Here is a 12,678-nt window from a genome sequence, read left to right as displayed (position 1 = left end):
AGCCAGCCATGATAAAATCGCTTTCCCGTCAGTCTGTCCCGACCCGCTGCAGGAAAGCACTCGCTGACGGGTATCTGGAAGCCAATCCGGGCACTGTCCTGGGTCCAGACGGGTATCTTTCGGACTATGAGGAAGCTCTCATCGAGGGAGTTCATCCCGATGCCTTCGTGCCTGACCTCATGGCCGGTGCCGGCAATGAGCTTGAAGGGAAGTTCCGTGCACCGCACTCCTCCTCTGCCCTCGCCGTCAATGCATTCGGATGGTTTGCCGGAAAGCCGGGTCTCGCCAGCCTGGCAGGGCATGAAGGGCTTGATCTTGTCGGCTTCGAACAGAAGTATCCGACAGGGTTATCGCGTGCCCAACCGCCGAACCTCGATGTCGTTCTGCACGGCTCCTCCGGGCTTGTAGCCGTCGAATCCAAATGCCTTGAATATCTCTCCCCGAAGGAAGCCAAGTTCTCGCCAAGGTATCGCGACGAGATCGTGGACGAACGCCGGGATGGCCCCTGGTTCGCCGAGATGATCCGCCTCATGGAGGAAGAGCGATCATCCTATCGTCATCTCGACGTCGCACAGCTCATCAAGCACGCCCTGGGGCTGAGCTATCGGCAGGAGCGCGACGTGACGCTCGTCTACGTTTGGTGGGAACCCGCCAATGCCGATGCATTCCCGGTCTTTGCCGCGCATCGCGAGGAGATCAGCCAGTTTGCAGAGAGGATTGGTAGCGGATCGCCAAACTTTGGCGCAGTTTCGTACCCTGAACTTTGGGCGCAATGGGCTTCGTCATCCGACGAAAGCTTGCATAGACACTGCGGACATTTGGTACGGAGATATTCGCGATTGATCGAAGTACTTTAGTGTCACCCGGGCCTACTGTGAGGACGGCAAACATTGGTTGTCAAAGTTATGAGCGCCTGCAAGGTTATCCCCAGACAGCATATCCCAAAAGAATGGACGCGCCGGGCATCCTTCCCGACACACCCAAGACTTCCAATTCTCAAACATGTCGCAAGCGAAATGCGGCCAGTCCCATCATGACTGCTTGAGATTGCCGACCGCCGTGACCTCGGATTGGCAGGCAGCCCGTCTTGTTTGCGCACGCAGTTGCTCAATGTCCTGATCGATATCGACAATGCGCAGGTCAAATGAATCTGGCGGAATCTCAGCAAACAATAGTTTTTCATTGCGCCCAGTACGTCAATTCTCAGATTGACTATGAGCTGGCGGCAACTGTGGACGGCACGAGAGAAAGAATTGCGAGATGTCTCACAAGCTTGTAGCACAAGGCTGTGACACACGTCGGTGAAGGTAAAACAAGTCTCTGATTTTGCTAAAGTAAAAAAGTTGGGTGGGGACCCTGCCACCCCAGCCAGTTTTCCTTCCGCACGCCCATGCCATTTCAAACCTGCGACTCGCGCTGCAAAAGCGATTCGCGGGGCACCTGTCGCATCCTTACAAATCGACTCACAAAATTGGCTTAAGGTACTGATTTTGGCTTATTAGTAGAAATGCGCCAAAAATGCCGTCAAGCCCCAAAATCCGCAGAAAATGGTAAATTTCGGGCGATGATCTGCCCTTAATTTGCGACCAACGCTGTAGTGTTAATGCAAGGGCGCGAATACACTTGTCCACGGTCGTTTCGAGACTGGCTGGCGGGTGAGGAAGCCCGCCCTTCAGGGAGGGGACGCAAGGCTCTGCTGGCGGCGCAATTCCGGTTGTGCCGGATCAGATCATAAGGCGTGGGCGGGGCCGCGTGTTCGACTTGGCTGCGGGGGCCATAAGTGAACGCTGTGCTCCACACGTCTGTGCAGGATCTCATCGGATCGAGCGTCCAGATGGCCGATCTGCGCAGCTATCTTCCCAAAGTCGCCGCCGCCCAGGTGCCCGTGCTGATCCAGGGCGAAACGGGCACCGGCAAGGAACGTGTGGCCGCGCTGATCCACGAACTCGGGCCGCGCCGCGACAAGCCGTTCGTCGCCGTCAACAGCGCCGCCCTGCCCGAACATCTGGTCGAATCCGAATTCTTTGGCCACGCCAAGGGCGCGTTTACCGGCGCGCTGGCCGATCATCCGGGCAAGTTTCTCCAAGCCGATGGCGGCACGCTGTTTCTCGACGAAATCGGCGAGATGAGCCTGGCGACGCAGAGCAAGCTGCTGCGCACGCTGGAGACGGGCGAGGTGACGCCGCTGGGCTCTACCCGCACGCACAAGGTCGATGTGCGGGTGGTGGCAGCGACCAACGAAGATCTGGACGAGTGCGTGGCGCGCGGCACTTTCCGTGCCGATCTGTTCTACCGCATCAATGTCGCGCGGCTCTGGGTCGCGCCCTTGCGCAGCCGCACCGATGATATCGGGCCGATCCTCAGCCATTTTATCGACGGGCTGAACCGCCGCTACGGCCGTCATGTCGAAGCACCCGACACCGCGCTGCTCGATGCGCTGCACGATTATGACTGGCCGGGCAATGTGCGCGAACTGCGCAATTTTGCCGAGGCGCTGTTTATCGATCCGCCCGAAAATCGCCCGGTCTATCTGGAAGACCTTCCCGATGGCTATCGCCGCCTGTTCGCCACGCATGAGGTCAACCGCCTGCCCGAACGCGAGCAGATCATGGAAGCGTTGCAGGAAACCCATTGGAACAAGGCTCAGGCGGCCAAAAGACTCAACTGGTCACGCATGACGCTGTACCGCAAGCTCGACAAATACGCGATCGATGACGAAGCGCCCGAAGCGTGATGCGCGCCCTGTAACACAAGTAACAGGTGTTACGCCCGCACTGTAACATGTGACACTCAACGCTGCGCAAAACGCGGCCCGTTTCGTCCGAAATCCCTGCAAAACCGCCATTCCCGCGCTTTTGGCACGCCCCCTGCTCTGTGTTGCCGCACAACCGATAGGGGAATTGTGCAATGGCCACTGGCGGAAATGGTTTGCGGGAACGGGCGGCCCCGATGGCGGCCTATGCGAACTATTTCGAGATCGGCCACAATGCGGCGGAATTCCTGATCGATGTCGGACAGGTCGAACCGCAAAGTGGCGATGTCCGCTTGTCCAAGCGGATCGCGCTCAGCCCCACCCATGCCAAGCTGTTGTCGCGGATGCTGGGTGACAGCGTCGACCGGTTCGAGCGCGACCACGGCGATATTCCCGATCTCGCCGCCCCTGATGTCACAGGCGATTTCGGCCTGACCAGTCCCGAAGAATTCGAGCGCCGCGCCGCCGATGCGCGTCGGCGTGCGCTCGCGCAACACTCCGATCCTGCAAAGAGGTGATCCGATGAAAGCCCAGATCCGTCCCAACCGGCTCGATATCAGCGACCGTTTTCCGCTTGCGAGCTTCACCATCCATACCGATGGCACACCGCGCCAGGCGGAAATCGTGGTGGCGACATCGCCCGATCTGTTCACCAGCAAGGAAGGCCGCAGCCGGTCAACCTTCTTCACGACGCGCGAGCAGGGCGTCCTTTCGCTGCCCCGCGCCGAAGCGGTCTACACGCTGCCGCCGGAAGTGCTGGCGCGCTTTACCGACGCGAACCGCTTGTGGTTCGGCCTTGCCACCGCGCCTGCGGGATCGGGCGACACCGGTTGGAGCGTGGATGTCCTGCCGACCGCCTCCAGCCCCTATATCTCGCTTTCGGGCTTGACCGACAGCTCGCTGCGGCGCGTACGGATGTTCCCGCACCGCGCGGGCGGCTCTGCCTATGGTGACGGGCACAACGAACCACGCCTGGTCTGGGCGGGCGACGCCGCGCAGCCGGGTATGCAGCAAACGGGCGGCCAGCCGCAAACGCCTGCCACGGCGCCCGCCGCGCCTGATGGCTCGACCCCGAATGGCTCGGTGCCCCCCGCAGCCGCTGTACCGTATGACGATGGCTTCGGCCCGCTGCCGGAAAGTGCTCCCGAAGCCGCAGCGCCGTCCTCGCCGCCCGCCGATACGCCGTCAGCGCAAGGGCTGGCAGAGGACGAAGCCGAGCGCGACCGGCTGGACGATCAGGGCGTTGAAGGCCCGGTGGTGGACGATCAGCCAGCCGCCCAGGCTTCCGCCTTTACCGGTCGCCCGCGCGCACTGACAGCGGCGGAATATGCCGGTGTCACCCGCATCAAACCGTCGCCCAACTATTCCAACGGCCGTGCCGGACAAGCGATCGACCGGATCGTGATCCACATCACCGATGCCGGGCAAACGCCCTATGTCGGCGACTGGTTCACGCGCGAGGAAGCCAATGCCTCCTCGCATTACATGGTCGACCAGAACGGCGCTGTGCTGCAATTCGTGCGCGAGCAGGACACCGCCTGGCACGCGGGCAACCGCACCGCCAACCGGCGCAGCATCGGGATCGAGCACGTCGCGGTGAAGCAGGGCGGTGCCACCTATGGCCGCACGCACTATCCGCACACCCCGCCAAGCGAAGCCGAATATCGCGCCAGCGCCAAACTCGTCGCGCATTTGTGCAAGAAGTATAACCTGCCCGCCAACCGCACGACGATTGTCGGGCATAGCGAAATCAACACCAGCACCACCCACACCTCGTGCCCCAACGGCGCATGGGACTGGGATCGCTACATGGCCATGGTGGCGGAGGAATTTGCACTGGTGACAGCGCAAAGCCTCGGCGTGGTGCCGGTGCAGGCGCTCAATCTGGATGCGGTGCAATTGTCCAACGAAGGGCAGGCCGTCACACCGCCCAGCACCGAGACCTATTCGCAGATGCGCAGCATTGCCATTCAGGCGATGCTGGCGGTCAATCCATCGCTTCTCGCTTTTGTTGTCGGTGCGCGCGCCGCAGCCGAACTCGGCGGCGTTTCGGTGGGCATCGGCCCGCAGGTCAACGCCGGATTGCTTGGCGGCGCTGGACTTGGCGCGGGGCTGATCTTTGCTCCCGGCAATGTCATGGGCGCCTATGGCGGAGCGGAAATCAACGCCGGATTCATCGCCGGGATCGGGGCCAATTTCCAGCTGACCGTCCTCAAGGGCGGCATCGACTCCTTCCGCGGGATCGCCCGCGCCGTCGGCATTTCGGGCGGTGAGGGTGTGACGGCGGGGGCCGCTGCAATCTTCAACGATGCGGGCAGCTTTATGGGCGTTAGCCTGCAAGTCGGCGTGGGTGTGAGCCTGACGCCGCTGGAGATTTTCACCAGCGTCCAACGCTCGGTGGCAACCCAGCTTGGCATGGCGATGGCCTTCAGCAACGAACAGGATGCGATGGCCGCAGGGCTCAGCGGCGGGAACGAAGAATTCGAGATCAAGTACCGGATGTTCATCCCCTCGCCGATCATCGCGGGGCTCCCGCTGATCGGCGATTTCGGCGGTGACGGGCGCAGCTTCAGCTACAGCGCGGGCAGCAGCCGGGGCGAAATGTCTGCCATCGTGGAGGTGACACCGGGCGGCGGGATCGCCGCGCTGCGCAACATCCGGCGACACTGGGAACCTTCCACCGCCTATGACCGTGACGAGACCGAAGCGGTCAGCGGCAAGCCCTCCTGGTGGAAGCAGAAGAAGCATTCCGGCGTGCGCCCGACGAGCAGCCAGGGCCTCACCGTCAGCGATTCCAATATGCGCGTCTATCGCGGCGCGCCCGGCACCTTCCGCAGCGTCTTCTCGATGACGAGCAATTCCTCGCCAGTCACGATGATGGCATCGGGCAACAATGTGCTGGTTCCCGGATCGCCCAATATCGACGCCGATGTGACGATCTATTTCCGTCGCAATTCCAGCGGACAGGTGGAAGTGAAGGCCATGGGCGACCATGACGGTTTCCCCGCGCACGAAATCTACGTCAACGGCCAGCGCATCCACCATTACGATCCGGTGGCCCATGGCGGCACGCCCAATTCGCTATTCCCGCCGAGCGACCGCGATGTGGATACAAGCTGGACAGTTATCCGCCCGCGCACAAGTACCGGCCAGTCCTATGACAGCTATGGCATGGCCGACACCGGCTATGGCGAAGGCCTCGGCGGGGCATTTTCCGGCGGGCAGTCGCGCACGATCAACTGGGATACCGTCCAGCAGATCGCGCAGCCGACCGATCTCAGCTGCTGGGCCACTTCGGCGGCAATGGTGATCGGCTGGCGGGACGACCAGAGCGTCACCCCGCAATCTGTTGCCGACATTGCACGGCGCAGCATCAAGCGCGCGATTGCGGGCGAGGATTTTGACGATCTCGCCGCCGAAATCGGCCTCACCTACGAACCGGCACAAAGCCTGCCGCCGGAAGAATGGTTCGCGCTGCTCGAACGCAAGGGGCCGCTCTTCGTCGCGGAGATTCCGGGCAATTCGGGACACGTTGTCGTGGTGACCGGGATGTATCAGGACGGGGACGACTGGTTCGTCCGCGTGACCGATCCGTGGGATATGGTGGTCGGCAAAGATGGCCGCCCGGCGGGCAATGTGCCGCGCACCCACGCCACGGGCAGCCGTTACATCCTGCCGTTCATGGACTTCATCCGCGCCTATGAAGCCGCCGCACCGCACGCGGTGGTGCAGGTGCTCCATGCCAACGGCACGCACGGCAAAACGCCCAATCGCGGCACGTCGACCCCGCCGGGCTATGCCATGGCGGATGCCGCTGCGCCAACGCCGACGCCTGCGCCGGTCGAGACACAACTCCCTGCAACACCCGCTCCGGCAGACCATGGCGGAGCAACCGAACCGCACGCGTTCGGCCCCGGTGTGGCGGTCACAAGGCAGGTGCTCGACAAGGGCAAGCGCCGCTATGAACTGGCCCAGCTGAAGGGCTTCGTGCAGCCGCAAACCGGTTATCAGGCCAATGTCGATCCGCAACGCGCCACGCCAATCCAGCTGAATGACTGGCCCTATATCGACGGACCGAATGGCCGCACGCAGGCGGGCATCGCCATCGACTGGTCGCATCAGGGCGGCGCGGTCGGCAATGTCGGCATCACGCCGCTCGACGGTGCATCGCCCGATGGCTGGAACGTGCAAGTGCTGGCCGATGTGCTGCCCGGCACGCATGGCCCCGGCAAAGCGCAACTGCGGGTCGAGATCGTCACGCTGTTCACCAAGGATGGCGAGGAAGAACAGGTGGCCGTCAGCGAAGTCACGCTGAACGGCGATGGCCAGCATACGATCCGGCACGATGTCGACAATCGCGGTGGCGCCGACGCCCAGCCCGCCGCCTCGCCAGAACCGGCCCAGGCCTGATCGCGCGAGGGATTGCAGCGCCATGGCAAGGCATATTCCCCCACCCCCCGGCACCGCCGTTGCCGCATTCGCGGATGCGCCGGCCGAAGCGATGTCCGGCAGGGATGCCTTCGGTCGCCCTATCGGCGGCGGCATTGGGGGCAGCTCCGGCGGATATGGCACCGGCCTGCCACCGGCCTTCGGCGAACCGGCAGACGGCACCGCGCCGCAACCGAAGGAAAAGGCGGTCGATGCGCTAGGCCGCCGCGCCGGACAGCTTTCGGACGAAATCGACTTCCCCGCCTTCGTCGCCTCGCTGGTGCACGGCACCTTCGATGCGATTGTCGACAGCTCGATCCGGCAGACCGAATCCTTTGCCGAACTGGTCTCCGCCGTCTCCAAGCCGCTGGATGAATTCACCCGCGACAACGTCACCGAAGGGCAGACGCGCGGCTGGCTGGTCGAGCAATATCCCGACGATCTGACGCTGGTCGATGATGGCAGCGGCAGCATGAAGCTGGCTCCCTATATCCCGCCTGGGCGCGAAGAGGCCGAGAGTTCCACTGCACTGCGCGATTACGGGCTTGAAGGCTCCCCGGTCGATACCGAGACGCTGGAGAACGCATTGCTCCCGCTGGCCCGTCGCCGGATGGCGCAGCAGCGGCTGTCGACGCTTTCGAACATGGTGTTGATGGGGATGCAGCGCGTCGTCGTGAAGGACGGCATGATCGACACCTCGCTGCGTTTCCGCGCCGCGGCTAGAGACCGGGCGGCGGTGACCTATGCCACCGGCGGCGATGCCACCACGCCGCAGAACCAGTGGGGGGCGCGCGGCACCCAGCAGGCGGCGGTGAAAGTCGCGACGGTAGACGTCAACGCGCAGTCCGACACGCAATTGCAGGCCGATATCCAGGGCAAGGTGCGGATCAATTTCGCCAGCGATTACGTCCCCCTCGAACGCTTTGTGGACGAGGCGCAGCGCGCCCTGCTCGAACGCCATAGCCGCCGCGCGGATGCCACCGTCGCCGCCGCGCGCGCCGTGCAGGCGCTGCCGCCCGCGCCTGCGCCGCTTCCAACACCGGCTCCAGACCCGGCTCCGCAAGTCGCGCCCGCTCCGGCCCCTGGGGGCACGCCATGATGCTGCGCCGCCCCCTCTCCGCCCTGCTCAGCGAAGTCGCCCAAGGCGCTGCCGAGGGCGCGCACGGCGCGCCCGTAGCGATCCGCGATATCGAGATGGAATTGCCCGTCGAACTGCGTTTCGACTGGTCGGGCGCGGAAACCGAATTGCTCGGCGATGTCCCGCTTTTCCTCACCCGCACCGCTTTCGACGCCCCGCCCTCGCGGCTGTTCGTGCGCTGGGCCGCCGAACCGGCAGGAGACGGCGCATGAGCGAGCGTTCCTCCCTCCGGCTCGAGGATTTTATCCAGGCCGTCCAGTCGCAGCTCGACAAGGCGCAGGCGGCGATGGCGATCAAGGCGCGCAATATGAACCTGCCGCTGACCTTCGCGATCAAGGACATCAATCTCGATCTGCGCGCGCATATCGAGTTTGCGAACAGCGAAATCCGCATCCGCCCGGCAGCGGCGGGGGAAACCGATGCGAGCGTGTTCCACCTCGTCTTTACCGCCATCACGCGGCCTGCCATCGAGGAAAACGCCATCGCCTTTGCCGATGATCCCGATGACCAGTCGCTCGACGAGCTGGAGGAAGAACTGACCGTCGAGGAGCGTCGCCGTCTCGAATGGGCGGGCATCCAGACCGTGCGGCAATTCCAGGAAGCGCAGGACAGAGGGGCGGTGAGCACCATCGGACGGGTGACGAACCTGCCGGTCGAACGGCTGCGCAAGGCGCTGGAGCGTGCGAGCGCGCCGCAGGTACAAATGGTCGAGCCGGTCACGCCCGACACAGCGGAAGGCCCGCCGCTGCTGCGGGTGACCGGGCGCAATCTGCTGCGCAAGGGGCACTTCCCTCAGGTGAAGATCGGCAACCGGCCGGTCTCGATCCTCAAATCCTCGCCCGGAGAGCTGCTGCTCGCCCCCGCTGACGACCAGTGGGCAGGCGAGCTCTCGGTCGAACCCGCGCCGCAAGCCGCCAGCGCGATGGCGTTCGACCTGTCCGAATGCGCGCCGCTGGTTGCCACGCAGAGCACGCAGGTGCTGCCATGATAACCCGCGCCCTCTCGCTGGCCGAGCCGTGGAGCGCCGAAGGCGACCGGCAGTATTCGCTGCCCGATACGCTGCTGGTGAAGCTCTCGCTCGGCGAAGCACCACGCGACATTCCCGTTTTGCGCGATGTGACGCGCCGGGCGCAGGTTGCGGCCACGTCCATCGACGGCGGCCCGATCGACCGCATCACCAGCGAAATCGCCGGCGGCTTCCGCGCCGTGCGGCTGCACGCGGCGGCGAGCCACGCGCATGAAACGGGCAAGCGGCATCACGGCTTTGACGCCATCGAGGAAGTCACCGGAGTTGCCCGCACGCTCGCGCTGCGGGTGCCCAAAGGCACGCCGATTGGCGCGCTGTGCGAAATCCTCCGGCAAATTCCCACGGTCGAAAGCGCGAGCCCGAACTATCTCACCGCCACCCCGTTCGACATCCAGGCCCCTGCGGGCGGCTTTGGCGACGACGAGGTGCACCGGCTGCACGCCATGGTCAACGCATCGCAAGCGCTGGCGCACGAACCCGGCGATGCGGGGGTGCATATCGGCCTGATCGACAGCGGCATTGCCAAGGACCATGCCGAGCTCGCCCACGCTTTTCAGGCCGGATACGATACCGTGCGGCTGGATGATGGCGCGGTGGCCGCGGGCGTTACGCTGCTGGGTGACCACCGCCACAATGACAGCAATCCGGCGGACGATCATGTCGGCCACGGCATGGGCTGCGCTGGGATTATCGCCGCGCGCGGCCTCAACATACCGCGCGGCCTTGGCGGGGCGAGCCGCATCCTGCCGATGCGCGCGCTGGCCGCAGCGCAGCTGCCCGGCAAAGGCAAGGCCGTGGGCATCGGCGCGCTGAGCGATCTCGACATGGCGATGAAGCTGGCGGTCGATCTGGGCGCGAAGGTCATCAATATGAGCTTCGGCACCGATGATGCGGCGCTGTCGCCAAACAGCCCGAAGCCGCATCGCGAGATTGTCGACTATGCCATCGCCCGCGGCTGTATCCTGATCGCGGCGAGCGGCAATAACGGGCAGGAGACGCGCTACTGGCCCGCCGCCTATCCTGATGTCATCGCGGTCGGTTCGGTCGAGAGCGATGGCGGCATTTCCGGTTTTTCCACCCGCGGCGCACACGTGGCGCTGTGCGCGCCGGGCAGCCGCGTTCTTACGACCTCGATCAGCGGATACCAGCACGCCACGGGGACAAGTTTCGCCGCCCCTTTTGTCTCGGCAACAGCGGCGCTCCTCGTAGCGCGGGCTCACAGGCGGGCGTTTCCGGTCAATGCCGCGCTCGCCAAGCGTATCCTGATGGCCAGCGCCCGTCCGTTTGCGAGCGGAGCGCCTGCCGGTTGCGGCAGCGGCGTGCTCGATGCCCATGCGGCCTTGCTCGCGCTCGATCAGGAGATCGACAGCGTGCTCGACGAACGTCCCGAGGACGACGCTCCGGGCCCCGTCAGGGAGCAACCCGCCACCAACAGCGGAGGCGCCGATGACGGATGACCGAAAACCCCGTTAACCGCCTAAAATGTTTACCGATTTTCTAAGATCAAAGCAATTTATCAAGGAGTAAGACAATGGCCCGTATCCTTCTCAACACCCGCTTCCTCGACGTGGCAAAGCGCGAAAATGTGGCTTCGACGCGGCTCCTTGACGAGCGCGCGAAGCTGTCCCGATTGGCCGATGACAAGAAGCTGACGTCGGCGCAGGAAGCCAAGCTGGCAGAGCTGGACGCGATCGAAGACGAGCGCGCCAAGAGTGCCAAGAACAACAACAAGCACACCGAAGTGCTCGACCCGCTGTTCGTGGCAACCCGCACCCTGCTCAACACCAACAAGCTGCTGCCCGTTGCCCTGCGGTCGCAGGAAGCCGGGGTGCTGGGCTTCGACACAGCCAAAACCTCCGATCCGGCCAATCCGACCGACGAAGAGAAGGAATCGCTGATCAAAACGGCGCTGACCTTCGGCCTGCTGCAGGCCGAAGGCGCGGTGCCGCCGCCGGTCACCGTGGTCGGCCAGCAATCCGGCACCACCGGAGTAAAGGCCAGCGGCGCAGCGCATGGCAAAACGCTCTATCCCGACGAAACCAGCAAACGCTACGCCGAGTTCACGCAGGAATTCTTCGAAGCGGTCGGCGAAGCGGCCAGCTATGGGCAATTGGCAGAAGACGTGTTCTCGATCCTCTCGCTCGAAGGCGATCCCGACGGGCCGGATGGCGATACATACGAACCCATCGTCGATGCCGAGGAGTTCGCCAAGGTTCTGCGCGGCCTCAAGGACCGGGGTATCCATACCACGGTGCCGCAATTGCGCCGCCGCGTGAACGAAGTGCTCGACGAAATCCAGAATGTCGGTTCGCGCGACAGCATTGCGCTGACCGGGATCGAGCTGCCCGATCTCGACAACCTGGCCGACCAGAACATCGTGCGGGAAAACATCCGCGTGATGGGCCCGATGATCGTCTCGGCAATGTTCGAGGAGTTGAAGGTTTTCCAGGTGGTCGACCGGATCGTCGAACAGTTCCAGCGCGGTATGCTGCCGGTCGGTTCCGGTACTGCCGGGCGGCTGCTCTACAATTACTGGCGCGAGGCGCCCAACCGGATGTCGGAACAGGAACGGCGCGATTTCCAGACGATCACGCTCGGCGTTCCGGGCGGCAATCCCAACGCGCTGGTCAATCGTGATTTCAACGATCTGTGGATCCGCTTTGTCTCGTCGGTCTCGTCCTATGTCCGGCAGAACGATGTCGATACCTTGCTGCGGTCGTCCGTTCCGGGATCGATCAGCCAGCAACAGGTGCGCAAGGCCGCGCGCGATCTCGCCGCGAACCTGACACTGCATGGCTATGGCATGGCACATTATGCCGCGCGCGAGATGCAGGCGCAGGTGTCCTTCGTCATCAAGTTGCTGCAAGACAAGGAAATTCTCAGCGCTTACGGCGCGCGGGATATGTGGCAGGTGATTGACCACGTGGCGACCTACGATCTCGGCGGAGCCAAGACGAGTTCACGCTATCGCACGCTGGCAACCTGCGGCACGATCATCGTCGAATGGTTGGCGAAGCGGGCCAAGGAAATCAGCAAGCCTACCGGAATGCTGATCAACCTTGCCGAGGTGCGCAATCCGGTCGACGAGCCCAATCACCGGGCCACGGTCAACCCCAGCGACTATGACCTGGTGAATGCCTGCGAATTGTGGCTGGCTGATACCGCCACCAGCGATAGCCAAATCGAAGAGCTGTCGCAGCCGCGCGAAGCGCCCACCACCACCAGCAAACCGATCCCGATCCCCGCCATGGCGCGCGATATGCTCGATGGCATGGGCATCGGCATGGCCAATGGTGGAGGCCGGGGAATGGGGTGGACGCGGCACTGATCGCG

Annotated in this window: 9 protein-coding genes; all 9 read left to right on the top strand. The window is 63.8% G+C overall.

The features are described from left to right. Positions 1-8: 8 nt before the first annotated feature. The 9 genes from ACS0VV_RS03395 to ACS0VV_RS03355 all read left to right on the top strand — a co-directional run bounded on the left by ACS0VV_RS03395 (position 9) and on the right by ACS0VV_RS03355 (position 12,673). Complete coding sequence (locus ACS0VV_RS03395; protein WP_483531328.1) at positions 9-857, top strand: PGN_0703 family putative restriction endonuclease; 849 nt, start codon at positions 9-11, stop codon at positions 855-857. A 923-nt stretch (positions 858-1,780) separates the two neighbouring features. After that, positions 1,781-2,734, top strand: a complete 954-nt coding sequence (locus ACS0VV_RS03390) for a sigma-54 interaction domain-containing protein (RefSeq protein ID WP_483531327.1) — start codon at positions 1,781-1,783, stop codon at positions 2,732-2,734. Between the two features lie 173 nt (positions 2,735-2,907). Next, entirely contained in the window at positions 2,908-3,270 is a 363-nt protein-coding gene (locus tag ACS0VV_RS03385; protein ID WP_483531326.1) for a DUF3467 domain-containing protein, read from the top strand. Between the two features lie 4 nt (positions 3,271-3,274). After that, on the top strand, positions 3,275-7,162 hold the full coding sequence (locus tag ACS0VV_RS03380; RefSeq protein ID WP_483531325.1) for an N-acetylmuramoyl-L-alanine amidase: 3,888 nt from the start codon (positions 3,275-3,277) through the stop codon (positions 7,160-7,162). Between the two features lie 22 nt (positions 7,163-7,184). After that, positions 7,185-8,279 (top strand): hypothetical protein, encoded by a 1,095-nt coding sequence (locus ACS0VV_RS03375; RefSeq protein ID WP_483531324.1) that lies wholly within the window; start codon positions 7,185-7,187, stop codon positions 8,277-8,279. Beyond that, complete coding sequence (locus tag ACS0VV_RS03370; protein ID WP_483531323.1) at positions 8,276-8,530, top strand: hypothetical protein; 255 nt, start codon at positions 8,276-8,278, stop codon at positions 8,528-8,530. Before ACS0VV_RS03375 ends, ACS0VV_RS03370 begins: the two co-directional genes overlap by 4 nt. Further along, positions 8,527-9,306 carry a hypothetical protein gene (locus ACS0VV_RS03365; RefSeq protein ID WP_483531322.1) on the top strand — a complete coding sequence of 260 codons (780 nt, stop codon included), beginning with the start codon at positions 8,527-8,529 and terminating at the stop codon, positions 9,304-9,306. Before ACS0VV_RS03370 ends, ACS0VV_RS03365 begins: the two co-directional genes overlap by 4 nt. After that, complete coding sequence (locus ACS0VV_RS03360) at positions 9,303-10,802, top strand: S8 family peptidase (protein WP_483531321.1); 1,500 nt, start codon at positions 9,303-9,305, stop codon at positions 10,800-10,802. Before ACS0VV_RS03365 ends, ACS0VV_RS03360 begins: the two co-directional genes overlap by 4 nt. Before the next feature lie 74 nt (positions 10,803-10,876). Further along, positions 10,877-12,673 (top strand): hypothetical protein, encoded by a 1,797-nt coding sequence (locus ACS0VV_RS03355; protein WP_483531320.1) that lies wholly within the window; start codon positions 10,877-10,879, stop codon positions 12,671-12,673. The last annotated feature ends 5 nt before the right edge of the window (positions 12,674-12,678 follow it).

It is taken from the genome of Aurantiacibacter sp. KMU-128 (assembly GCF_056933515.1).
Note: the sequence above shows the minus strand (reverse complement) of the source record. Positions and strands in the feature narration are given on the sequence as shown.